This window comes from Streptomyces sp. NPDC058295 (genome assembly GCF_042880655.1).
GTDB lineage: Bacteria > Actinomycetota > Actinomycetes > Streptomycetales > Streptomycetaceae > Streptomyces > Streptomyces coriariae.
The window spans coordinates 360,173-381,870 of sequence record NZ_JBHVYO010000001.1 but is presented as its reverse complement, the minus strand read 5'-3'; the positions used below and the strand labels follow the sequence as shown (position 1 = coordinate 381,870).

Here is a 21,698-nt window from a genome sequence, read left to right as displayed (position 1 = left end):
TCGTCACGGGATTCCCCGTCGCCCGCGCGAATTCCGCTTGAATTCCGCATCGTTTTCCCGTCGATTCCCGACCGTCCGAGTGGGTCCGGAGGCCTGCGTACCAGCCCGTATACTCGATAGTCCCGGAATCCATCAATCAGCTTGCCTGGAGCAGCATTGTGACGAACGCGCGTCGGCACCCTCGGAGCACCACTGCGGATTCCGTGCTCACGGAAGTCGCGGAAGCCGTCCGGCTCCAGGAGGGCCCGCCCGGAGTTCGGTCCGTCCTGCGTGCGCTGCGCCGTCTGGCGCCCGCGTCCACGAAGGACCTCAGCCGCGCGACCGGGCTGCCCGTCCCGATCGTGGCCGCCCTGGGGAACGAACTGCGCCGGCGGGGATTCGTCACCACGCAGCGTCCGTCCCGGCTGACCGAGGCCGGTCTGGACCTCGTCGCCCAGCTCGGCATGGACCTGACCCTCGACGCCACCTGCACCACCTGTGACGGGCGCGAGCTCGTGATCCCCGACGTCCTGGACGAGGCCGTACGGCGGCTGCGTGCCCTCATGGAGTCGGGTCCCGCCGCCGACATGGCGATCGACCAGTCGCACTGCACGGCCGAGACAAAGGTGCGCCGGGTGCTCGCGCTGCTCACGGCGGGCGCGCTGCCCGGCGGCTCCCTGCTGCTGATCGGCGACGACGACCTGGTGTCCCTCGCCGTCGCCGTGGTGGGCGACGTGCTCGGCGGTCCGATCGTCGAGCAGGTGACCGTCGTGGACATCTCCCCGGAGATCCTCGACTACATCCAGAAGGTGTCGGCCGGCCTCGGCACCCGTATCGAGACCGTTCAGCACGACCTGCGCCTGCCGCTGCCCGCCGAGCTCCACGAACAGCACGACGTGGCCATGACGGACCCGCCGTACACCGCCGAAGGCGCCCGCCTCTTCCTCTCCCGTGCCGTGGAGGGGCTGCGGCCCGGCCCCTCGCACAGCATCTTCTTCTCGTTCGGCGGCAAGAGCCCGGACGAGATGCTGGAGGTGCAGCGGGAGATCATGGGGCTGGGCCTGGTCACCAACGGTTTCGTCCGCAACTTCAACGAGTACGAGGGCAGCGGCATCCTCGGCGGTGTCGGTTTCTTCCAGCACCTGCTCACCACCACCTCGACGGCCCCCTCCCACGCGGGCGAGTTCAGCGGTCCCCTCTACACGGGCGACAAGCGGACCCGGCAGCGCGAGTACACGTGCGTGGCGTGCGACGCCCGGCTCCGCGTCGGGCCCGGCGCCCGCTGGACCGCGGTCGCCGCCCTGCGCGAGGAGGGCTGCCCGAACTGCGGCAAGGGCCCCTTCCGCCCCGGCCGCCTGGTCCCGGCGGAGGACCCGACGACTCCGGCCGAGCAGCCTCCGGCCCCCGTCCAAACGCAGGTCCAGCCCCCGGTCCAGGCCCCCGTCCAGCAGGCAGCCCCCGCCCCGGCTACGGCTCCGGCCGCTTCCGTCGGACGCACCTACGGCTGGCGTCCGCCGGCCGAGCAGGACCGTGCCGCCCTCGCCGAGCGGGCCCGGCCGTATGTCACCCGCCAGGCCGACGAGCGCGATCTGCCGGCCATCGGGAGGTTCGAGGCCGAGATCGCCCGTGTCTCCTTCGGCGAGGACGCCATCGACGACCCCGCGCGGTGGGAGTCCCGCCTCGGCCGCGCCATGGAGAAGTCGAAGGAGGGCATGATCGTCGCCGACGGTCCGGGAGAGGAGCCCGTGGGCTGGTGCTGGGTGAGCATCAACCAGAACGCGATGACCGGCGACCGCTACGCCAACTTCCGTTCCCTGGCGGTGTCCCCGGTGGACAACCGCGGCGACGTCGCCGAGCTCCTCCTCACCGCCGGTCTGGAGTTCTGCCTGGCCCGCGGCATCACCGAGGTCGTCGGCCGGGTGCACGTGGGCAACGTCCCGATGCGCACGGTGTACCGCAAGTTCGGCTTCGACCCCACCAGCCTGTCGATGAAGCTGTTCCTCCCGGAGGGCTGGCCGGAGAGCGAGCCGAAGGGGGACGGCGCCCGATGAGCGGCACGGACCGCTTCGATCCCGACGGTGTCAAGTGCGTCGTGTGGGATCTCGACGGCACCCTGTGGGACGAGATCGCCGTCGAGTCGGTCACCGACGACCTGCCCACGCCCCGCCCCGCGGCGCTCGCCGCGATCGACGCCCTGGCGGCCCGCGGTGTGCTCAGCAGCATCGCGAGCCGCAGCGCGCCCTCGGTCCTCGACCGGCTGGACGCCGTGCCGCAGGTGCGGGCGCGCTTCCTGGCCCCGCAGGTGTCCTGGCAGGACAAGAGCGAGTCGCTGCGCAGGATCGCGAAGGACCTCGGCATCGCGGTGGACGCCCTGGTCCTGGTCGACGATTCTCCGTACGAGCGCGCCGAGGTCGAGGCCCTCCTGCCGGGCGTACGCACCCTCGCGCCCGAGGACGTGCCCGCGCTGCTGGCCGCGTTCGAGGGCCGGGAGGTCACCGCCGAGTCCCGCGAACGCGTGCGCCGCTACCGCACGGAGGAGACCCGCAAGGCCGAGGGCGAACGTTTCGAGGGCTCGCGCGAGGAGTTCCTGCGCTGGTGCGACATGCGCCTCACCGTCGGCGCGGCCACCGCCGACGAGATCCCGCGCGCGCTGGAGCTCGCCGCCCGTACCCACCGGCTGAACTCCTCCGGGCTCACCCCCGACCGCCTGCGCGAGCTGGCCTCCTCGGACGGACACGAGCTGTACACCGCCCGCATGACGGACCGTTTCGGGGAGTACGGCATCATCGGTGCCGCCCTCGTCGACCGCACGCACCACGGCGACGGCGGGACCCCCGCCACCTGGTCCGTCCCGCTGCTCGCGCTCTCCTGCCGGGTGGCCGGCCGGGGCGCGGCGGCGGCCTTCCTGTTCCGGCTGATGGAGCGGGCCCGCCGGGCCGGCGCCGAGGAGTTCCGGGTGACCCTGCGCCCGACGGACGCCAACCTGGAGATGCGCATCCTGCTCCGCCAGGCGGGCCTGCGCCGCACGGACGCCACCGCCACCACCGGCACCACCTCCACCCCCACTGCCACCGCCGCGGATTCGGCGGTCCTGGGCAGGACACTTCAGGGCGACCTGCCCGGGTCACCCGGGTGGCTGCACGTATCCGACCGAGAGGACGCCGAAGCGTGACGGACATCCGAGAGCGGGCCGCGGTGGAACGGGAGCTCCGTTCACTGATCGCCGAGGCGGCCCGCCTGGACGAGACGGTGGTCGCGGGACTCCCCGCCGACACCGATCTGTTCGGCCCGGAGATCGGCCTGACCTCGCTGGCCGGCGTGACCCTGCTGGGCACGGTCGACAAGCGCTACGGCGTCGACGTGGCCGCACTGGATCTGAGCCTGGACAGCCTCCAGTCCATCGCCACCCTGACCGACTTCGTCGCGACACATCTCCAGTCGCACTAGCCACCCGACTGTACGACCGTCCTGTTCAAAAAGGGTGATCCGTCCGAACGCACCGTGACTCGCTCACGGTGTCGGCGTTGAACGGGGAGTGCGGTGGCGCCCCCTGCCACCGTGCGAACCGATTCCCTAAGGAGAACGTGATGTCTCGCATCGCGAAGGTGGCCGCTGTTGCCCTCGGCACCAGCGCCGTGGTGGTCAGCGGAGCCGGCCTGGCCATGGCGGACGCGGGTGCGCAGGGCGCGGCCGTGGGTTCGCCGGGTGTCCTGTCGGGCAACGTCGTCCAGGTTCCGGTCAACATCCCGGTCAACGTCTGCGGCAACAGCATCAGCGTCATCGGCCTGCTGAACCCGGCCTTCGGCAACACCTGCGCCAACGTCAGCGACCACGACAAGGGTGGCGACAAGCACCACGACAAGCACGGTGACAAGCACGACGACAAGCACGGCGGCGGCTACGGCGGCTGAGTTTCGTCCGTACGTCCTGTACGTACACCCCGGTCGTACCCCGCGTACGTACCACCAGGAGAGCCCCGGCACCTCGAGCGCCGGGGCTCTCCCCCTGTCCGCGGGCGGCTCACCACGACGGGCTCACCACGACGGGCTCACCGCGACGGGCTCACCACGAAGGGCTCACCGCGACCCGCTCACGCGTACCGGTAGATCCGGGACGCGTCCTCCAGCTGGTCCGGGGTCACGTCCCACGGGGGCAGCTTCTCCTTCCGGGCGACGACCCGGCGGTACTGACGGCTGGTCGGCCCCGGCGGTTCGGCGGGCAGGTAGCGGTGTTCGCGGTGCCTCCTCTGCCAGCGGGTCCAGAGCAGGTCGACGAAGGCGTGGTGCAGCCAGAAGACGGGGTCGTTGACCGACGCGCCGCCGAGCATCACCCCGCCGACCCATCGGTGCACCCGGTTGTGGTTGCGCCAGGCGGCGCTGCCCGAGCCGGTGCCCCACCCCTCCAGCTTGTTGCGGAAGCCCCGGGTGACCGTCGAGTCCCAGGGCTCGGTGTCGTAGACGGGGTCCTGGAGCGCCCGGTCCACATCGGTCCCGGTGGGCAGGCCGATCGGGGCGGCGGCGCGGCCGAGGTCCCGGGTGAGGAACTCCCCGTCGGTCACGTTCTCCTTGATGGTCCAGTCGCCGGTGGCGTAGGCGAACGGTCCGGTCGTCACCTGGTGGTCGGAGCGCCGTCCGTTGCCGCCGAGGAGATCCTTGGTCCAGGGCGCGGCGGTCGCGGTGCGGTCGCGCGTCCAGTCCCAGTAGGGCACCGTCACCGAGGAGTCGACCCGGCGCAGTGCCTGCTCGAGGTCCAGCAGGAACCTGCGGTGCCAGGGCAGGAAGGAGGGCGCCATGTGGGCCGTCCGCAGACCTCCGTCGCCGTCGGACACGTAGTAGTCGATGTGCATGCGGACGAACTCGTCGTACTCGCCCCTCCGTTTGATCTCCAGCAGCGCCTTCACGAAGCGCCGTCGTTCGGCGCTGGTGAGTGTGCTGACGTCCTTACGGATGTAGGCCATGGTGTCCCCCCATGTGCGGGTGTCGGTGTACTGGATCCGCCGCGCGCAGCCGCTCCCCGGGGCCGAGCCCGTCCACGGCGGCCCGGGCCGCCTCCAGCGGGGTGGCGTAGGAGCTGTAGTGGTCGACCATGCTCAGCCAGGTGCCGTCGGCGCGGCGCATGAGGTGCAGGGGGCGGCCGTCGACCGTGATGTCCCACCGGACGTCCGCCGCGGCCGCGGTCCCCGTCGAGGCGAGGACGCCCTGGATGTGCCGGCCCCGGTAGGTCTCGTCGAAGGAGTCCGTGGAGCCGCCCTCCGCCGGGCGCGAGGGCCGGGAGGCGGTGACGACGGGGACGATCGCGAGGGCCGCGGCGGCGCCGAGCAGCCCGCGCAGCAGGTCCCGTCGCCGTGCGCGGTGCGCCGTGCCGGGTCTGCCCGCGCCCACCGGCATTGCGGTCACGGGTACTCCGTCGACGCTGACGACCATGGTGTGCTCCTCGTCCGGTGCACCGGCCCGGTTCGGTGATCCGGTCCGGCGGCCCGTAGCGGGTCTGAATAGCGGGTTTCCGCAGCGCGTTTCCGCAGCGGCTTTCCGCAGCGTTTCCATGGGAGTAACCGTCCGGCGGCCCTCCTGGTCACCGCCCGGTGCCCGAACGGTCCGCCGGGGGCGCGGATCCGGGCACGGCGACGGGCCCGGACGACGGTGTCCGGGCCCGTGGTTCGTGGCGGTTCGCCCGCCGGAGGGGCTAGAGCCCCTCGCTCACACCGAGGTTCGCGCCGGGCACCGTCTGGAGGACCGGGGTGAGCACTCCCGCCTGGGGCAGCTGGAGGTCCGGCAGGCCGAAGCGGTCGGGGTTGGGCGCGGTCAGCGGGGCGTCCAGGGTCAGGCCCGGGCTCAGCGTGCGCAGGTCGGAGGCGGGGGCGTCGAGGCCGAGGTGGTTGAAGTCGCTCCCCAGGACCTCCGGGAGGGGGGCGCGCAGCCCCAGACCGGGCAGCCCCGCGGCGACCGGCAGCTGCGGAACGACCCGCTCCGGGATGAGCCGGCCCTCGACGAAACGCGGCCCCTCGGGCGCGCCGGGCGTCGGCAGGGGGATCTCGCCGCCGATCGTGGGCAGTTCCACGTTGAGGGACTTCTCCACGCCGTCGAGCGGTACGGGAACGGGCACCGTGCCGATCGCGGCGGCGGGGGTCACGGAGGCGGCGGCACCGGCGGCGGCCGCCACACACGTGATGACTGCGGCGAGGGTTCCTCGGGTGGTCGACTTCATCTCGGGTACGGGCCCTTTCGGAGGGGTTCGGGGGGCGTTGCATCCGTACCGGGTAACGAGCCGGAAAACGACATCAGTTCACAATTCCCCCGAGTGCCGTATTACTGCTCATGCCATATGGAGCTAAGGTCATATCGGTATGACGAACTGATGGTCAGCTCGTCCAGAAATCCCACCATCGGGTGAGGATCAGCATGCCGATCACCCCGATGTGCAGCAGCGGCGGTACCCAGGTGAATTCGGCAAGGAAGTTCCGCACCCCGGCCGGGGCAGGCAGGAACGCGTGGCGTACGTCGAACGCGACGGTGTACCAGAACATGAGGATCGTGGCGACCCAGGCCAGACAGCACCACAGACACAGCGCGTTGATCCGGTACAGGGACTCGAACTGCAACCAGGACACGAACCCGACGCCGAAGAGACAGCCGCCGGTGAAGGTCAGCCAGTACCAGCGCGGGAAGGCGGCACCGGCCAGCAGGCTCACGCCGACGCACACGACGATCCCGTAGGCGACCAGGCCCAGCATCGGGTTGGGGAACCCGAACGCCGAGGCCTGGTCGCTCGTCATGACGCTGCCGCAGGAGACGACCGGGTTGAGGCTGCACCCGGGGGTGAAGCCGGGGTCCTCCAGCAGCTTGAACTTGTCGAGGGTGATGACCCAGGCGGCCAGCAGTCCGGCCGCACCGGTGAGGACGAGCAGCAGGGCGTACGCACGGCCGCCGCCCGCCGGCGCCGGGTGCGGCCGGCGCATCAGCCGCGCAGACTGCGAGCGGGCAGGACGATGTGCGCCGCGGCCGTCAGGGTCTCGTGGGCGCCCGCGAACGCGGCCAGCTGGTCGGGGGTGACGGCCCGGCCGGGAACGGCCTCCGGCCAGGCGCGGGTGGTGAGGACGAGGTAGGCGTAGCCGCGCTGCTCGACGGCCGCGAGCCACTCCTGCGGCGGGAGGCACTGGGCGTTGAGGCCCGGCATGCTCAGGACGGCCGCCCCGGACTGGACGAGCAGGGTGAACGGCAGGCTGGGCCGCTCGGTGCCGTCGACGACGTCCCCGCCGACGGGCATGCCGTTGTCGGTGAGCAGCCGCGCGACGGCGACGGCGGTCCCCTCGGGGCCTTCCTCGGTGTCACCGAGGGAGTAGGCGAGGAGGTAGGGCATGTCGCTGCCGTCGGGGGCCTCGCCGCTCCACGGCATCACGACGAGGGTGCCGAGGTCGGCCACGCGGAAGGGACGGGTTGCGCTCGGGGTTGAGGTCACCGCGCGACCATATCGGCGCACAGGGGGGCGTTCGGGCGTGTTCTCACCCGACCGGATGACCTCGGTCCGTTGCTCCACACGAACGAGGGACGCGCCGCTCGACCCGCCTCGAACAGCGCAAAGGGCCGGTCCCGTCGGTGACGGGCCCGGCCCTTTCGGGAAAGGCGACTCAGCCCTGTAGCGGCAGCCCGCCGAGGAGCGCGTTGTGGGTGTTGAGGGCACCCGTCGCGCCCTTGACGGTGCTGAGCACGGAGTCCTTGTTCTCGGTGTCGAGCGCGTCCGACTGGTGCTGGACCGGCATCGCGTCCTCCAGGTTGATGGGCCCCCTGGCGAGGGTGTCCACGGCACCGTTGAGGCTGGTGGGCGTGAGGTCGGCGGGGGTCGCGAACGCGGGCGCGGCGGCACCGGCGAGGACCATGGATCCGGCAACGACAGCGGCAGCCTTCAGGGACTTCATCGGATTCCTTTCTTCGGCGACCCGGCGACTCGACCACGTGGCGAATCGGCGACTCAAGTCACCAGGGAAATTCTGACGTCGTGCCTAACGAGCCCCGCCGGGAGCGGAAACCGTGTACGCAAAAAATTTCCGCACCCCGACGAAATGCCGGGGTGCGGAAATCAGGGAGCGACCGTCAGCTGGTGGGCAGCGCCGGCACGGCCGCGGCCGGTGCCTCGACGGGCAGGGTCGGCAGGGTCAGACCGGCGCCGGCCAGCGTCGCGCTGAGCAGGTCGAGCAGGCCGGACACCACCCCGGTCACCGCCGGGGCGACCTGGCTGACGTCGAGGGACGTCGCGGCCGCGAGAAGTGCGGCGACCGCCTTGTCCAGCGCGGCGACGGCGTCGGACACCGGGTCGGCGGCGGCCTTCGCCTTGGCGTCGTCACCGCCCTTGCTAAGCACGGGCTTGGCCGGCAGGGCGGCGGCCGCGTCGGCGGGCACCGCGGGCTTGGCCGGCAGTACGACAGCCGAGTCCGCGGGCACCTCGGGCTTGGCCGGCAGCACGACGGCCGGGTCGGCGGGCACCTCGGGCTTGGCGGGGACCGCGGCAGCCGGGTCGGCCGGCTTGGCCGGGACCTCGGCGGCCGGGTCGGCCGGGACCTCGGGCTTCGCCGGGACCTCGGCGGCCGGGTCGGCCGGCTCCGCCTCGGGGTCGGCCGGAGTCGCCGGAGCGGCCGGAGTCGCCGGGGTGGTCGGGGTCGTCGCCGCGATCTTGGCGACGGCGGCCTTGACGGCGTCGCCGAGCTCGGTCGCCTGGTCGGCGGTGAGCTGGCCGTCGTCGGCCTTGAGGACGGCGTTGAGGAGGTTGGCTACCGGGGTGATGACAGTGCCGAGCTCACCGAGGCCCTGGGCCTGGGCGAGCAGCGCGTCGGTGCCGGCGACGGGCGTATTCGAGGCAGCGGCGGTGCGCTCACGGGCAGCGGCTCCGTCGGCCGCCATGGCGGCGGGTCCGGCGATGCCGAGGACGAGGGTGGCGCAAAGTGCGGTGGAAGCAATACGCCGTACGGGCAGGCCACGCATGGGGAAATCCTTTCGATTGCGTCGGGTCTTATCCCCACCGTGCAAAGACCCGTCGCCCTCCGCAACATCTCGATCGCATTGCGTGACGGCCGTTCGCCCAGCTCCCTCGCATCACCCCTGGTGAGAGGGCCTGTCAAGGCTCACCGGGCGTGTCGGGGCAGTGTCCCCCCATTCGGGGCAAGGCCGTCGGCGGCTCCCCGCCAACGCGAACGGCCGCCCTCCTGGCAGGAGGGCGGCCGTTCGGCGAATGACGTGTCGTGACCTCGAAAAGAAGGAGCGAAGACGTCAGTCGTTGATGCAGGTGTTGGCGAACGCCGGGTTCAGCAGGCCGATCACGTTGATCGTGTTGCCGCAGACGTTGACCGGGATGTGCACGGGAACCTGGACGACGTTGCCCGACAGCACGCCCGGGGAGTGTTCGGCGATGCCGTTCGCGCCGCTGTCGGCGGCGGCGATGCCGGAGGCGCCGGCGACGGCCGCGGCGGCAACGGAGGTCAGGACCAGGCCCTTCGCGATACGCGACATGGAGAGGTGCTCCTTGGGGTTTTGACACAAACACCCGGGCGGGGATGCCCGGCGCTGAAGTCAACGCGCGGGACTCGCGGGGGTTGTGCCGCCAAACGAGTGATGTCACCGGGGCTCGGCTTCACCATTCCGACACACTTGTCCGGTTTCGGCGGATTAATCCGGACAGCAGTTAGAGTTGCGCCCCATCCGACGTACGCCTATAGCAAGCAAATCGCACGAAAGGGCACCGCCGGTCATGCGTAAATCCCTGGGTCCGCTGCTACGCCGCGCAACAGTCGGCGTTCTCGCCCTCACCGCCCTCTGGGCACCCGGCGGCGCCCGGGCGGCCGGCGCGCCGCCCGCCGTGGAGGCACAGCAACTCGCCTTCGCACAGCGCTACCACGCGACTCAGCACGGCGGGATCGTCCGCGCGGCCAACGCGGCCATCAGCTGCCGCACCACCACCACGCCCACGGGCAGGGCGGCGCCCGCCTGTCCCGCCGTGCGGCGGGGCGGGGCGGCCGTCAACAACGCCTTCGACATGTTCTACGTCGACGTGGACCGCGACCCGAACACCTACAACTCCTCCCGCGCCGAGGTCCGGCTCCCGCAGGGCGCGCGGGTGTCGTACGCACGGCTGTACTGGGGCGGCAACCTGCGCGTCGGCGAGCAGAAGCCGCCGAAGGACAACGGGCGGGTGCTGATCGCCGAGCCCGGCGGTGAGTACAAGGCGGTGCTCGCGGACACGGTCGTCGGCCACCGGGTGGCCCAGGGCGCCGACGCCTTCCAGGCCTCCGCGGACGTCACGAAGCTGGTGCGCGCGAGCGGTCAGGGCCTGTACACGGTCGCCCAGATCAACGTGGCCATGGGCCGTTCGGCGGCCGGCGCGTGGGGCGGCTGGACGCTGGTCGTGGCGTACGAGAACCCGACGGAGCCGCTGCGTGACCTGTCCGTCTGGGACGGCTTCGACACCCTCGGCTCGTCCGCGGGCAAGGAGATCCGGCTGCGCGGGCTCGCCATTCCGCCGGGCGCGGGCGGCCGGGCCGGGCTCGTCGCGTACGACGGCGACCGCGGCCGAACAGGCGATTCGCTCATGTTCTCGACCGGTGGCCGAACGGTCGTCCCGCTCACGGATGCGGTCAACCCATCTGACGATGTGTTGAACTCCACGATCAGCGAGCCGGGGGAGGCTCCGGCGGCGCGTGTACCGGCGTACGTCAACACCCTCGGCTACGACTCCGATGTGTTCGATCTGAGCGGCGGATTGCGGCGCGGCGGTGACCAGCTGACCGTCCGGCTCGTTTCCCACCGGGACGCGGCGTGGGCCGGGGCGCTCTTCGTCGCCGTCGACACACGGAAGAAGCAGTAGGCGCGTTCCCGCCCGTCCCGAGCGCCACCGTGAGCGAGGAAACCGCGCAATGCACCAGCCAGAACCCGAAGTCAGACCCCGGGTCCTGCATCTCACCCAGCCCGTGGACGGCGGGGTCGCCCGGGTCGTGACGGATCTGACGCGGGCTCAGCTCGCGGACGGCCTGCACGTCACCGTGGCCTGCCCGGCCGGCCGGCTCGCCGGGGACCTGCGGTCCCTGGGCGCGGACGTGCGGCACTGGGCGGCGAGCCGGTCGCCGGGTCCCTCGCTCCCCGGTGAGGTACGACGGCTCGTACGCCTGCTCGCCGAGGTACGCCCCGACCTGGTGCACGCGCACAGCGCGAAGGCCGGACTGGCCGGACGGCTCGCGGTACGCGGGCGGATCCCGACCGTGTTCCAGCCGCACGCCTGGTCCTTCGAGGCGGTGGGCGGCACCACCGCGGCCCTGGCGCTCAAGTGGGAGCGGTTCGGCGCCCGTTGGGCGGACCGGCTGGTGTGTGTGAGCGAGGCGGAGCGCACCACCGGCCTGCGGGCCCGGATCGGCGGGCAGGTCAGCGTCATCCCCAACGGCATCGATCCCGAGCGCTTCCACCCGGCCTCCGTCGACACCGTACGGGCCTCCCTCCTGCCCGAACTCGACCCGGCCGCCCCGCTGGTGGTGTGCGTGGGGCGGCTGTGCCGGCAGAAGGGGCAGGACGTCCTGCTGACGGCGTGGACGGACATCGCGCGGAAGGTGCCCGGCGCCCGGCTGGTCCTGGTCGGCGACGGCCCGGACGGAGAGCGGCTCCGGTCCCGTGCACCGGAGTCGGTGCTGTTCGCCGGGGCCGTCGCCGATGCCGTGCCCTGGTACCAGGCCGCCGACCTGGTCGTGCTGCCCTCGCGCTGGGAGGGCATGGCCCTGGCCCCGCTGGAGGCGCTGGCCTGCGGGCGACCCGTGGTGGTGACCGACGTGGACGGCGCCCGGGAGAGCCTGCCGGCCGCGCTCGCGCCCCGCTGTCTGGTGCCCGCCGAGAACCCGGCGGCGCTGGCCGGCGCCGTCGCCGGACTGCTGCTCGACCCGCTGCTGCGCGAGGCGCTCGGCCACCAGGGACGCCGGCACGTTCTGACCACGCACGACGTGCGGCGCACGGCCGGGGCCGTCGCGGGCGTGTACCGCGAACTGCTCACGACCACACAAGGGGCGCGCGTCGCGCCCACCGAGTGCAGGGAGTCCATCCACTCGTGACTGCGGAAAGCACCGTCCCCTCTCCCGGAGCGCAGCCCGGGTACTCGCCCGTCTCGGTCATTCCGCGACGGGAGAGCGGAGCGGGATTCCGGTTCCCCACCCGGCGGCCCCCGGCACGCCCCGCGTCGCCGCTGCCGCTGCTGTTCACCGACGGCCTCGCCACCTTCGTGGGCGCGCTGGCACTGACCGGGGCGCAGCGCCGGCCCCTGCTGGTGGCCGTGCTGGTGGCGGCGACCATATTGCTGCGCCCGCAGCGACTACGTCCGGTGGTGGGGGTACTGGACGAACTGCCCACCGTCTGCGGCCGGATCGCGGTGGCCTGGCTGGCGCTGGGCACGCTCGTCGCGGCATGGAACCCGGCCCACGCGCTGTCGGTCCGCACGCTGGTCCTCGGGTTCGCGGCGCAGGCCGCGGCCGGCTGCGCGGGCCGCGCGCTGGTACACCTGCGGCACCGCCGGGCGCTGCTGCGCCGTCCGCACGCCGCGCTCGTCATCGGCCCCGCCGCGACCGCGCAGCGGGTGGCCGCCGCCGTGCTGCGGCACCCCAGGTCCGGGGTCCAGCCGGTGGGCATCGTGGCGGAACGGCCGGACGGCGCCGACGGACTGCCCGTGCTGACCACGGGTCAGGAGGTGCAGCGGGCCCTCATCCAGAACGGCGTCCGGGACGTGCTGTGCGTCCACCCCGCCGTACGCACCGTGCAGGGCCCGCTGCTGCGGGCGCTCGCCGAGTCGGGCTGCACGGTGTGGGAGGTCGACGCCGACACCCCCTCGTACGCGAGCCGCGAACAGCTCGCCGGGTTCTCCTGCCGGCGTCTCGACATGGGCGCCCGGCGCCGGGGCAGCCTCGGCAAGCGGCTGCTGGACATCGCGGCCTCCGGGACGCTGCTCCTGCTGCTGAGCCCGCTGCTGGCGGTGTGCGCGGTGGTGCTGCGGCTGACCGACGGGCCCGGGGTCGTCTTCCGGCAGGAGCGCATCGGCAAGGACGGCCGGCCCTTCACGCTGCTGAAGTTCCGCACCCACCGTCCGGTCGACGAGCACGAGGCCGCGACCCGGTGGAGCGTGGCCGGCGAGCGGGAGATGAGCCGCTTCTGCCGCATCCTGCGCCAGACCTCGTTGGACGAGCTGCTCCAGCTGTGGAACGTGCTGTGCGGCGACATGAGCCTGGTCGGCCCGCGCCCCGAACGCCCCTACTTCGTCGGCCAGTTCAGCCAGGCCTACCCCGGCTACGCGGCCCGCCACCGGATGCAGACCGGCATCACCGGCCTCGCTCAGGTCCAGGGGCTGCGCGGCGACACCTCGATCGAGGACCGGGCCCGCTTCGACAACGCGTACATCGACAACTGGTCGCTGTGGCAGGACATCTGCATCCTGCTGCGCACCGCGGCCGCCCTCGTGCGACCGACCGGGAGCTGAATCGCCGATGACCCTCGCCCTGCCCCTGCCCCGCACCCGGACGCTGTCACCGGTCCTGCCCGTGGTCGCCGTGGTCGCCCTGCTCGGCTTTCCGATCGGCCCCGGCGGCGAGGGCGGCGCCGGACCGGCCGACGCGCTGTCCGCGCTGGTCGTGTTGTTCTGCGCGGTCCGGCTGCTGCGGCAGCGGCGGCGCCCGCTGTCCCGTACGGCCGCCCTGGTGCTCGGACTGCCGCTGGTCGGGCTCGCGCTCGCCGCGATGGGCGCGTCCTCACCGGGGGCGGGGCTCTCCGGTCTGGGCCGCTACCTCCAGATCTTCGTGCTCGTCCCGGCGGCCGTCGTCCTCCTCGTCCGCGACCGGGCCGACTTCCGGGTGCTGGCCTGGTCGTTCGTCGGGCTCGCGGGGTGGCAGGGGGCGGTCGGCGTCCACCAGTTCGTCACCGGGACCGGCGCCTCCTACCAGGGCGAGAACATCCGGGCGGTCGGCACCTTCGGGCCGCAGGACGTGATGGGCATGGCGACCGTCGTGGCGTTCGGCCTGATCTGCGCCGTCGGGCTGGCACTCGGCCGGACCCCGGTACGGCAGCGGGTGATCGCCGCCTGCTCGGCGCTCGCGCTGCTGGTGCCGCTCGCGCTCTCCTTCAGCCGGGGCGCCTGGATCGCGACCGTGCTGACCTGCGCGATCCAGCTGGCGCTCGCCGGGCCGCGGCGGGCGCTGAAGGTGGGCGCGGTGACGGCCGCGGCCGGGGTGATCCTGGTGGGCGGCTTCGGGGTGGGCTCGGCGATGCTCCAGGAGCGCGTCAACAGCATCACGCAGATCAGGGACGCGCCCGACCAGTCGGTCACCGACCGGTACACGATGTGGGCGGCCGCGGTCGGCATGTGGCGCGACCAGCCGCTGACCGGCGTCGGGCTGAAGGGCTTCCCCGAGCACCGCGACGGCCACGCCTCGCTCGCGCTGTCCTCCGGCAGCGACACCGACGGGGCGGGCGGCGGATTCGTGAAACAGCCGCTGCTCTCCCCGCACAACATGTACCTGCTGATCCTCGGCGAGCAGGGCCTGATCGGGCTGCTCGCCCTCGCGGGCGGCTGGCTGGCGATGCTGACGTGCGGGCTGCGCGGATGGTTCCGGGTCCGGCACTCCGGACCCGGCCTCGACTGTGCGCTCGTCGCCTGCGGCCTGCTGATCTGGCAGCTCGTGGACTTCACGTACGCCGACATCGGCGGTCCGTCGACCGTGCTGACCGCCGTCGTCTTCGGGGCCGTGGCCTGGTGGGCGCTGGTCGGCGGCAGCGGCCGCGAGGAGGCGCTCGCCCGATGACGGTCACCCCTCCCCGGACGCCTCGCACGGACGGTCCCGCCTCCGTGCCGTCGGCGCGGTCCGCCGCCCGGTCCGGGGAGACGGCCGACGGAACCGACGGGACTGCCGACGTCACCGCCGCGACGGCGCCCGACGCCGACGCGCAGGAGGGTGGCGGCAAGCAGGGCAGCGGTGTCGAACTCCCCCCGGCCTCAGCTCGGTTCCTCGCCAGGGCCACGCTCGTCACCGCCGTCCTCTCCGTCGCCGGGGCCCTGCTCGGGCTGGTGCGGGACCAGGCGCTGGCCCGGTTGTTCGGGGCGGGCAGCGACACCGACGCCTTCCTCGTGGCGTGGACCGTGCCCGAGTTCGCGGCCACGCTGCTCATCGAGGACGGTCTCGCGTTCGCGCTGATCCCGGCGTTCAGCATGGCGCTGGCCCGCCGCTCCCAGGGCGCCCCCGGCGATCCGGTCCGCGCCCTGGTCGCGGGCACGCTGCCCCGCCTGTCGCTGGCCTTCGTCGCGGTGGGCGCCCTGTTCATCGGCCTGGCACCGCAGTTGGTCGAGGTCCTCGCCCCGGGCCTGCCCGACCCCGCGCTCGCCGTCGACTGCACCCGGCTCACCGCCACCTGCGTGGTGAGCTTCGGGCTCGCCGGGTACTGCAGCGCCGCCCTGCGCGCGCACCGGCGGTACGGGGCTCCCGCGGCGATCTACGTGGCCTACAACGTCGGCATCATCACCGGGATGTTCGTGCTCGGCGGTCGCTGGGGGGTGCGCTCGGCGGCGGCCGGGGTCGCTGTCGGCGGGCTGCTGATGGTCCTCGTCCAGCTGCCCTCCCTGCTGGGCCAGCTGAGGAAGCGCGGGGTGGCCGAGGAGGCCTCCGCGCCGGAGGAGGCCCGGCCCCTCGACACCCTGCTCCTCACGACCGTGCTCCTGTTCGCGCTGTGCCGGCAGTCCCAGGTCCTCATCGAGCGCTTCCTCGCCTCGCAGCTGCCGGCCGGGGCGATCTCGCACCTGAACTACGCGCAGAAGGTCGCGCAGATGCCGATGATCCTTTCGGTGATGGTGTGCACGGTCACCTTCCCGGTGGTCGCGCGCGCGCTCGCCGAGGGGGACACCGAACGGGCCCGCACCCGGGTGGAGCGGGATCTGGCGCTCGCCGCGTGTGTCGTGCTGCTCGGCACGGCCGCCGTGCTGGCCTGCTCGCCGCAGATCATCGAACTGCTCTTCCAGCGGGGCGCGTTCACCGCGAAGGACACGGCGGCGACGGCCGGCGTGATGCGGGTGTACGCGCTCGGGCTGCTCGGCCAGACCCTGGTGGGCGTGCTGGTCCGCTCGTACTTCTCGGCGGGTCGAGGCTCCTGGTACCCGGTAGCCGCGATGGCCTCCGGGATCGTCGCGACCTCCTGGATCGGCGCGCTGAGCGTCGGTGCCTGGGGCGTGTACGGGATCGCCGCCGCCAACGCGATCGGCATCACCGTCACCGCCTTCGTCCTGCTGGCCGGGATGGGTCCGCGCAGCGTTCCGGTCGAGGTCCGGGGCGTGCTGCGCGAACTGAGCCGGCCGGTGCGGGCGGCCCTGGTGGCCACCCTGGCGGGGTTGTTCGCCGCCGGGCGGTTCGCCGACCCCCTGTCCGGCCTGGCCGCCGGGGGGCTCACCGTGACCGTCGTCTTCCTGCTGCTCGGCCGTGCCCTGGGCTCCCAGGGCATCGTCTCCGCACTCCGTTCCGTACGTTCCGCGACCCGAAGGTTCTCCCATGTCCGCTCCTGACCACAGCAGACGCACTCCCGTCCCGTGGGTGGCGATGTACCACTCCGTGGGGGACTGCTCCGAGGATCCGTACCGCATCACCGTCACCCCCGAGCGGCTGGAGAAGCAGCTGATGTGGCTGCGCCGACGCGGGCTGCGCGGCGTCTCCATGGCGGAACTGCTCGCCGCCCGCGCCCGGGGCGAGGGCCGCAACCTGGTCGGTCTCACCTTCGACGACGGGTACGCCGACTTCCTCACCGAGGCGCTGCCCGTGCTGCGCCGCCACCGCTGCACGGCCACCCTTTTCGTGCTGCCCGGACGGCTCGGCGGCGACAACGCCTGGGACCCGCTGGGCCCGCGCAAACCGCTGCTGACCGCCGACGGCATCTGCCGCGCGGCCAACGAGGGCGTCGAGATCGGCTCGCACGGCCTCACCCACGTCGATCTGACCAAGGCCGACGACCTCACCCTCAAGGCGGAGACCGTCGAGAGCCGCGCGGCCCTCACCGCGTTGCTCGGCACCGAGATCGACGGCTTCTGCTACCCGTACGGGACGATCGACCAGCGCGCCATGAACGCCGTTCGCGAAGCCGGTTACCGCTACGCGTGCGCAATCGACCCCGGCTCGCTGAACGGGCTCCACGCCCTCCCCCGGCTGCACATCGGGCAGGGCGACACCTTCCTCCGCATGCATCTGAAGTACCGGCTGCACCGGTTGCGCCGGCAGCCCGTCGAGGGGCTGCGGTGAAGGCACTGCACATCATCACGGGGCTCGGTGTCGGGGGTGCCGAGCAGCAACTGCGGCTGCTGCTGCGGCACCTGCCGGTCGAGTGCGAGGTGGTGACGCTGACGAACCCGGGGACGGTGGCCGACGGGCTGGCGAGCGACGGGGTCCGGGTCGTCCACCTCGGCATGGCCGGCAACCGTGACCTGGCCGCGCTGCCCCGCCTGGTCCGGATCATCCGCTCCGGCGGCTACGACCTCGTCCACACCCACCTCTACCGGGCCTGCGTGTACGGCCGGCTGGCCGCGCGGCTCGCCGGGGTCCGCGCGGTCGTCGCCACCGAACACTCCCTGGGCGACTCGCAGATGGAGGGGCGGAAACTGACCTCCGGGGTCCGCGCGCTCTACCTGGCCAGCGAGCGGCTGGGCCGCACCACGGTCGCCGTCTCCCCCACGGTCGCCGACCGTCTGCGCGGCTGGGGGGTCCCCGCCCCCCGGATCGAGGTCGTCCCCAACGGCATCGACCTGGCCCGTTTCCGCTTCGACCCGGACGCCCGCCGGCACACCCGGCGCCGCCTCGGCCTGCCCGACCACGCCTATGTCGTCGGCGGCGTCGGCCGCCTCACGGCGGGCAAACGCTTCGACGTCCTCATCCACGCCCTCGCCCGGCTCCCCGCCGACCACTGGCTGTTGCTGGTCGGCGGCGGTCCCGAGGAGAACGTGCTGCGCCGCACCGCGTACGAGGCGGGGGTCGCCGACCGGGTCCTGTTCACCGGCGAACGCCCCTGTGTCCCCGACGGCACCCCCGGCCCCGACCTGCCCTCCCTCACCTCCGCCATGGACCTGTTCGTCTCCCCCTCCCCCGAGGAGACCTTCGGTCTGGCCGTCGTCGAGGCGCTGGCCTGCGGCCTGCCCGTGCTCTACGCCTCCTGCCCCGCGATCGAGCAGCTGCCCGCCCGGGCGAGGGGCGCCCGCCGGGTGACCGGCGGCACCGAGGCGTTCGTCCGCGCGCTGTCCGAGGCGCGCGCGCGGCCCCCCGGCCCGCGCACCGCCGCCGAAGCCGCCCGCCACTACGACATCACCCGCAGCGCCGCCCAGCTCATGGACGTGTACGCGGCCACCGTTTCCGGACCGCCTCTGCTCTCCCCCGCCACCCCGACACCCCAGGGAGTCAGTTCCCCATGACCGAGAACCCCCGCCGCCCCGCCGCCCTGCGCCGCGCCAAGGCGCTCCCGCCCTGGTCCCTGCTCGCGGTCGGCGCCGTCGCCGGCGGACTGCTCGGCGGCACGTACGGCGTCCTCAAGCCGCCCGCCTACACGGCCACCGCCTATGTCGTCGCCGTCCCCACCGAGAAGTCCGACCCGGCGTCCGCGCTCGGCTTCGCGCAGGCCTACGGCCGGGTCGCCACGCAGCTGGCGGTGCTCGGGGACGCGCAGGTGTGGGCCGGCGTGCCGGTGAAGACGCTCCAGCAGAGCGTGCAGACAGCGACCTCGCCGGACGCGCCGATGGTCTCGATCACGGCGACCTCCCCGCGGGCCGACCTGGCCGCCGACATGGCCAACGCGGTCTCCCGCTCGCTGACCCAGCACGCCAAGAGCTCCCGGGCCGCCACCAACGTGGAGCTCCAGCAGTTCGCCCGCGCGGTCCGGCCGACCGGCCCCTCCTCGGTGTCGCCGGCGGTGACGGGTCTGGTGGGGGCGAGCGCGGGCGGTCTGCTCGGCGGACTGCTGCTGCTGGCGCGGCCGAAGCGGGGCCGGGAGGACGAGGCCGCGCGCCCCGCCGCCGTCCCCGGCCCGGCCCTCGCCGCCGACGCCCACGGAGCGCTGTGAAGCCGACGTTCACCACCGAACTCGTCACCGACGAGCAGGCCTTCGCCGCCCTGGCCCCCGCCTGGGGCCGGCTGTACCAGCGGTGCGCGAGTGCCACCCCGTTCCAGAGCCACGCCTGGCTCCACTCGTGGTGGCTGTCGTACGGCAGGCGCGGCCGGCTGCGTCTGCTGCTGGTCCGCGACGGCGGTGAACTCGTCGCCGCGGCCCCGCTGATGGCCGTACGCCGACCGCTGCCGGCGCTCGTGCCGCTCGGCGGGGCGATCTCCGACTACGGGGACGTCCTCGTCGACGACGAACGGGGCGAGCATGCCGTCGCCGCGCTCACCGAGGGCCTGGCGGCGGCCGCCCGCACCGCGCTGATCGACTTCCGCGAGGTGCGGCCGGGCGGTGCGGTGGAGCAGGTCTACGAGCGCTGGCGCGGCCCCCGGCGACGGGTGAGCGACTCGGTGTGCCTGGAGCTGCCCGCAGTGCCGATGGACGAGCTGGTGGCCCGGCTGCCGTCGGCGAAGGCCCAGCGGGTGCGCGCCAAGCTGCGCAAGCTGACCGCGCTGGGCGTCGAGCGTCAGGTCGTGTGCCCGGAGGAGGTCGACTCGGCGCTGCGCCGGCTGCTGGAACTGCACCAGTTGCAGTGGCAGGGGCGGAAGGTGACGGGCGAGCACCTGCGGGAGCGCTTCTGCGAGCACCTGGTGCGGTCGGTCGGGCCGATGGTGCGCTCCGGGGACGCGGTGGTCACCGAGTTCCGGCTCGACGACGACGTGGTGGCCGTCGATCTGACCCTGCTGTCGCGACGGCTGGCCGGTGGCTACCTCTACGGCGCCCATCCCCGGCTGCGCGAACGCAAGGCGGACGTGGCGGTGATGCTCCTCGACGCGTGTGCCGAGCACTCCCGGAGCGGGGGCCGCGCCGCGCTCAGCCTGCTGCGCGGCAACGAACCCTACAAGCACCACTGGCGACCCGAACCGGTCGTCAACCAGCGGCTGCTGCTGGCTCGCCGGCGTACCGCGCCGCTGCTGTCGGCGGTCGTGTGCGACGTGGCCGCGCGACGGCGGGGCAAGGAGTTGCTGCTCCGGCTGGAGCAGCGGAGGGAGCGTGACGGTGGCGGCAGGTCCTGACGCGGGCCTGCCGCCACCGCACCGCGGTTCAGTCGTCGTCCGACCACCAGTCCAGCCGGAAGCACAGCTTGCCGCCGATCCAGTACTCGACCCAGTCGCCCAGGTCCATCGGAGTGCAGTTCACCGTGGGTTCGACGGGAGGCTCGGTCGTGGGATCCGTCGAGGGCGCCGGGGGCGACGGCTCCACGGAGGGCTCGACGGAGGGCGCCGGACTCGTCGGTGGCGTGCTCGGCTCGTCGGTGCGGCCGGACAGCAACGAGCGGTAGACGGCGGAGGACTGCGGGTTCTGCCCGCACTGCCACACACCGTGCGGGCAGTAGTCCGTCACCGTGTTGTACAGCGGTTTGTGCTCGTCCATCCAGGCGAGCATGCGCCGCATGTATTCGGCGTTGTCACCGTTGCGGAAGAGTCCCCATTCGGGATAGGAAATGGGCTTGCCATGGATTTTGGCGAAGTCCACGTGCGCCTGGAGCCCGTAGGGTTCCTTCACCTGCTCGTCGAAGGACAGGCCGGTCGGCTGGTCGTAGGAGTCCATTCCGAGGATGTCGACGGTGTCGTCCCCCGGATAGCACTCGGTCCACGGAACGGCGTCCTTGCCGCGGGTCGGCGTGAAGTCGAACCTGAATTTCTGGCCCGGCACCGAGCGCATGGTGGAGACGATCCTGTTCCAGTACTTCTTCCAGGCCTCCGGGTCCGGCCCGCACCGATGGGTGTACGTGATGCCGTTCATCTCCCAGCCGAGCACGATCACCGTGTCCGGCACCTTCAGCGCGACCAGCCGCTCGGCGAGAGCCCTGAAGTGGTGATCGAACTCCCCGGCCGCACCCTGGCGCAGGAGCCCGCGCACCTCCTCGTCGGACACCCCCTCCTCGTTGCGCTCCATCATGGGCACGTTGAGGACGAGCATGCGGTCGTCCTTCTCCAGCCTCCAGTCCGCCCACACGTCGAGGAAGCCGGGCGGGCCCTCGATGTTGTGCCACAGGTCCCCCGGCAGGTAGGTGTGGCCGACGCGCAGTTCCGCGCCGTCCAGCCACTCGCTGAGCTCGGCGATCCTGGCCACACCCCGGGCGCCGTAGTCGAGGTAGGCGCCGAACGCGGGGGCGCTCTTCGCCGGCGGGACGGCCGGCACGGCCGGGGTGGACGGGGTGCCGGTCTCCGCCGGAGTCACCGGAGTCACCGGAGTCACCGGTGTCTCGGGGGTCACCGGTGTCTCGGGGGTCAGCGGGGTTGCGGGGGTCAGCGGGGTTGCGGGTGTCACCGGTACCTCGGGCGTCACCGGTGCCGCCGGGGTGGCGCCCGGGACGGGTACGACCGGGCCGGGCTCGGTGGGGGCGGGGAGGGTCGCCGCGGCCGTCGGGACGGTCGGGGTGGGAGCGGGAGGATCGGCGACCCGCACCACCCCCGCGCCCGCGGCAAATCCAGGTCCGGACGCCAAGGCGGCCGACGCCGCGACCGCTGCCGCGACGACAGCCAACCGCCGGGACCGCGCGCGTCGCTGCTGTGGAGCCATGCCTGCTCCTTTCTCCAC

Annotated in this window: 22 protein-coding genes; 13 read left to right on the top strand and 9 right to left on the bottom strand. The window is 72.9% G+C overall.

Going from position 1 to position 21,698, the window contains the following annotated elements:
* Positions 1 to 203: 203 nt before the first annotated feature.
* The 4 genes from ACFVYS_RS01690 (at position 204) to ACFVYS_RS01675 (ending at position 3,890) form a co-directional block, all read left to right on the top strand.
* Positions 204 to 2,030 carry a GNAT family N-acetyltransferase gene (locus ACFVYS_RS01690; RefSeq protein WP_389497797.1) on the top strand — a complete coding sequence of 609 codons (1,827 nt, stop codon included), beginning with the start codon at positions 204 to 206 and terminating at the stop codon, positions 2,028 to 2,030.
* The gene (locus ACFVYS_RS01685; RefSeq protein WP_389497795.1) at positions 2,027 to 3,151 is read left to right on the top strand and encodes an HAD-IIIC family phosphatase; all 1,125 of its coding nucleotides are present in this window, start codon (positions 2,027 to 2,029) and stop codon (positions 3,149 to 3,151) included. Before ACFVYS_RS01690 ends, ACFVYS_RS01685 begins: the two co-directional genes overlap by 4 nt.
* Positions 3,148 to 3,426, top strand: a complete 279-nt coding sequence (locus tag ACFVYS_RS01680) for an acyl carrier protein (protein WP_389497793.1) — start codon at positions 3,148 to 3,150, stop codon at positions 3,424 to 3,426. The genes ACFVYS_RS01685 and ACFVYS_RS01680 overlap by 4 nt, the downstream gene beginning before the upstream one ends.
* 140 nt (positions 3,427 to 3,566) lie before the next feature.
* Positions 3,567 to 3,890, top strand: a complete 324-nt coding sequence (locus ACFVYS_RS01675; protein WP_389497791.1) for a chaplin — start codon at positions 3,567 to 3,569, stop codon at positions 3,888 to 3,890.
* A gap of 179 nt (positions 3,891 to 4,069) precedes the next feature.
* Here ACFVYS_RS01675 and ACFVYS_RS01670 read toward each other — a convergent pair whose 3' ends face one another.
* From ACFVYS_RS01670 to ACFVYS_RS01635, 8 genes are all read right to left on the bottom strand, one after another.
* On the bottom strand, positions 4,070 to 4,936 hold the full coding sequence (locus tag ACFVYS_RS01670; RefSeq protein ID WP_389497789.1) for a tyrosinase family protein: 867 nt from the start codon (positions 4,934 to 4,936) through the stop codon (positions 4,070 to 4,072).
* A complete protein-coding gene (locus tag ACFVYS_RS01665; RefSeq protein ID WP_389497787.1) occupies positions 4,920 to 5,402 on the bottom strand; it encodes a tyrosinase family oxidase copper chaperone in 483 nt (160 codons plus the stop codon). The genes ACFVYS_RS01670 and ACFVYS_RS01665 overlap by 17 nt, the downstream gene beginning before the upstream one ends.
* A 259-nt stretch (positions 5,403 to 5,661) precedes the next feature.
* Positions 5,662 to 6,183 (bottom strand): hypothetical protein, encoded by a 522-nt coding sequence (locus ACFVYS_RS01660; RefSeq protein ID WP_389497786.1) that lies wholly within the window; start codon positions 6,181 to 6,183, stop codon positions 5,662 to 5,664.
* 154 nt (positions 6,184 to 6,337) lie between these two features.
* Complete coding sequence (locus ACFVYS_RS01655) at positions 6,338 to 6,934, bottom strand: vitamin K epoxide reductase family protein (RefSeq protein WP_389497784.1); 597 nt, start codon at positions 6,932 to 6,934, stop codon at positions 6,338 to 6,340.
* Positions 6,934 to 7,434, bottom strand: coding sequence for a DUF5949 family protein (locus tag ACFVYS_RS01650; RefSeq protein ID WP_389497782.1), 501 nt, complete (start codon positions 7,432 to 7,434; stop codon positions 6,934 to 6,936). The genes ACFVYS_RS01655 and ACFVYS_RS01650 overlap by 1 nt, the downstream gene beginning before the upstream one ends.
* A gap of 169 nt (positions 7,435 to 7,603) precedes the next feature.
* Positions 7,604 to 7,891, bottom strand: coding sequence for a hypothetical protein (locus ACFVYS_RS01645; protein ID WP_389497780.1), 288 nt, complete (start codon positions 7,889 to 7,891; stop codon positions 7,604 to 7,606).
* A gap of 175 nt (positions 7,892 to 8,066) precedes the next feature.
* Entirely contained in the window at positions 8,067 to 8,951 is an 885-nt protein-coding gene (locus ACFVYS_RS01640) for a hypothetical protein (protein ID WP_389497778.1), read from the bottom strand.
* A gap of 285 nt (positions 8,952 to 9,236) precedes the next feature.
* Positions 9,237 to 9,476 carry a chaplin gene (locus tag ACFVYS_RS01635; RefSeq protein ID WP_389497776.1) on the bottom strand — a complete coding sequence of 80 codons (240 nt, stop codon included), beginning with the start codon at positions 9,474 to 9,476 and terminating at the stop codon, positions 9,237 to 9,239.
* A 238-nt stretch (positions 9,477 to 9,714) separates the two neighbouring features.
* Between ACFVYS_RS01635 and ACFVYS_RS01630 the strand changes: the two genes are divergently transcribed.
* Genes ACFVYS_RS01630 through ACFVYS_RS01590 form a run of 9 tightly spaced genes read left to right on the top strand, consistent with a single transcriptional unit; the run spans position 9,715 to position 20,170 of the window.
* Positions 9,715 to 10,827, top strand: a complete 1,113-nt coding sequence (locus ACFVYS_RS01630; RefSeq protein WP_389497774.1) for a DUF3344 domain-containing protein — start codon at positions 9,715 to 9,717, stop codon at positions 10,825 to 10,827.
* 49 nt (positions 10,828 to 10,876) lie between these two features.
* On the top strand, positions 10,877 to 12,052 hold the full coding sequence (locus tag ACFVYS_RS01625; RefSeq protein ID WP_389497772.1) for a glycosyltransferase: 1,176 nt from the start codon (positions 10,877 to 10,879) through the stop codon (positions 12,050 to 12,052).
* The gene (locus ACFVYS_RS01620) at positions 12,049 to 13,464 is read left to right on the top strand and encodes an exopolysaccharide biosynthesis polyprenyl glycosylphosphotransferase (RefSeq protein WP_389497770.1); all 1,416 of its coding nucleotides are present in this window, start codon (positions 12,049 to 12,051) and stop codon (positions 13,462 to 13,464) included. Before ACFVYS_RS01625 ends, ACFVYS_RS01620 begins: the two co-directional genes overlap by 4 nt.
* 7 nt (positions 13,465 to 13,471) lie before the next feature.
* Positions 13,472 to 14,782, top strand: coding sequence for an O-antigen ligase family protein (locus tag ACFVYS_RS01615; protein ID WP_389497768.1), 1,311 nt, complete (start codon positions 13,472 to 13,474; stop codon positions 14,780 to 14,782).
* The gene (gene murJ, locus ACFVYS_RS01610) at positions 14,779 to 16,527 is read left to right on the top strand and encodes a murein biosynthesis integral membrane protein MurJ (protein ID WP_389497766.1); all 1,749 of its coding nucleotides are present in this window, start codon (positions 14,779 to 14,781) and stop codon (positions 16,525 to 16,527) included. Before ACFVYS_RS01615 ends, murJ begins: the two co-directional genes overlap by 4 nt.
* A complete protein-coding gene (locus ACFVYS_RS01605) occupies positions 16,514 to 17,254 on the top strand; it encodes a polysaccharide deacetylase family protein (protein ID WP_389497764.1) in 741 nt (246 codons plus the stop codon). The genes murJ and ACFVYS_RS01605 overlap by 14 nt, the downstream gene beginning before the upstream one ends.
* The gene (locus tag ACFVYS_RS01600; RefSeq protein WP_389497762.1) at positions 17,251 to 18,414 is read left to right on the top strand and encodes a glycosyltransferase; all 1,164 of its coding nucleotides are present in this window, start codon (positions 17,251 to 17,253) and stop codon (positions 18,412 to 18,414) included. The genes ACFVYS_RS01605 and ACFVYS_RS01600 overlap by 4 nt, the downstream gene beginning before the upstream one ends.
* Complete coding sequence (locus tag ACFVYS_RS01595; RefSeq protein WP_389497760.1) at positions 18,411 to 19,058, top strand: lipopolysaccharide biosynthesis protein; 648 nt, start codon at positions 18,411 to 18,413, stop codon at positions 19,056 to 19,058. The genes ACFVYS_RS01600 and ACFVYS_RS01595 overlap by 4 nt, the downstream gene beginning before the upstream one ends.
* Complete coding sequence (locus tag ACFVYS_RS01590) at positions 19,055 to 20,170, top strand: GNAT family N-acetyltransferase (protein WP_389497758.1); 1,116 nt, start codon at positions 19,055 to 19,057, stop codon at positions 20,168 to 20,170. Before ACFVYS_RS01595 ends, ACFVYS_RS01590 begins: the two co-directional genes overlap by 4 nt.
* Positions 20,171 to 20,198: 28 nt before the next feature.
* On the opposite strand, the gene ACFVYS_RS01585 is transcribed toward ACFVYS_RS01590, so the two are convergent.
* Positions 20,199 to 21,680: a glycosyl hydrolase gene (locus ACFVYS_RS01585; RefSeq protein WP_389497756.1), complete on the bottom strand. Its 1,482-nt coding sequence runs from the start codon at positions 21,678 to 21,680 to the stop codon at positions 20,199 to 20,201.
* Positions 21,681 to 21,698 lie beyond the last annotated feature (18 nt).

What these genes read in the sequence shown, in the direction of transcription:
- ACFVYS_RS01585 (WP_389497756.1), bottom strand. Translation starts at nt 21,680, where the DNA reads ATGGCTCCACAGCAGCGACGCGCGCGGTCCCGGCGGTTGGCTGTCGTC.
- ACFVYS_RS01670 (WP_389497789.1), bottom strand. Translation starts at nt 4,936, where the DNA reads ATGGCCTACATCCGTAAGGACGTCAGCACACTCACCAGCGCCGAACGA.
- ACFVYS_RS01630 (WP_389497774.1), top strand. Translation starts at nt 9,715, where the DNA reads ATGCGTAAATCCCTGGGTCCGCTGCTACGCCGCGCAACAGTCGGCGTT.
- ACFVYS_RS01595 (WP_389497760.1), top strand. Translation starts at nt 18,411, where the DNA reads ATGACCGAGAACCCCCGCCGCCCCGCCGCCCTGCGCCGCGCCAAGGCG.
- ACFVYS_RS01605 (WP_389497764.1), top strand. Translation starts at nt 16,514, where the DNA reads ATGTCCGCTCCTGACCACAGCAGACGCACTCCCGTCCCGTGGGTGGCG.
- ACFVYS_RS01655 (WP_389497784.1), bottom strand. Translation starts at nt 6,934, where the DNA reads ATGCGCCGGCCGCACCCGGCGCCGGCGGGCGGCGGCCGTGCGTACGCC.
- ACFVYS_RS01665 (WP_389497787.1), bottom strand. Translation starts at nt 5,402, where the DNA reads ATGGTCGTCAGCGTCGACGGAGTACCCGTGACCGCAATGCCGGTGGGC.
- ACFVYS_RS01625 (WP_389497772.1), top strand. Translation starts at nt 10,877, where the DNA reads ATGCACCAGCCAGAACCCGAAGTCAGACCCCGGGTCCTGCATCTCACC.
- ACFVYS_RS01675 (WP_389497791.1), top strand. Translation starts at nt 3,567, where the DNA reads ATGTCTCGCATCGCGAAGGTGGCCGCTGTTGCCCTCGGCACCAGCGCC.
- ACFVYS_RS01615 (WP_389497768.1), top strand. Translation starts at nt 13,472, where the DNA reads ATGACCCTCGCCCTGCCCCTGCCCCGCACCCGGACGCTGTCACCGGTC.
- ACFVYS_RS01645 (WP_389497780.1), bottom strand. Translation starts at nt 7,891, where the DNA reads ATGAAGTCCCTGAAGGCTGCCGCTGTCGTTGCCGGATCCATGGTCCTC.
- ACFVYS_RS01685 (WP_389497795.1), top strand. Translation starts at nt 2,027, where the DNA reads ATGAGCGGCACGGACCGCTTCGATCCCGACGGTGTCAAGTGCGTCGTG.
- ACFVYS_RS01660 (WP_389497786.1), bottom strand. Translation starts at nt 6,183, where the DNA reads ATGAAGTCGACCACCCGAGGAACCCTCGCCGCAGTCATCACGTGTGTG.
- ACFVYS_RS01635 (WP_389497776.1), bottom strand. Translation starts at nt 9,476, where the DNA reads ATGTCGCGTATCGCGAAGGGCCTGGTCCTGACCTCCGTTGCCGCCGCG.
- murJ (WP_389497766.1), top strand. Translation starts at nt 14,779, where the DNA reads ATGACGGTCACCCCTCCCCGGACGCCTCGCACGGACGGTCCCGCCTCC.
- ACFVYS_RS01640 (WP_389497778.1), bottom strand. Translation starts at nt 8,951, where the DNA reads ATGCGTGGCCTGCCCGTACGGCGTATTGCTTCCACCGCACTTTGCGCC.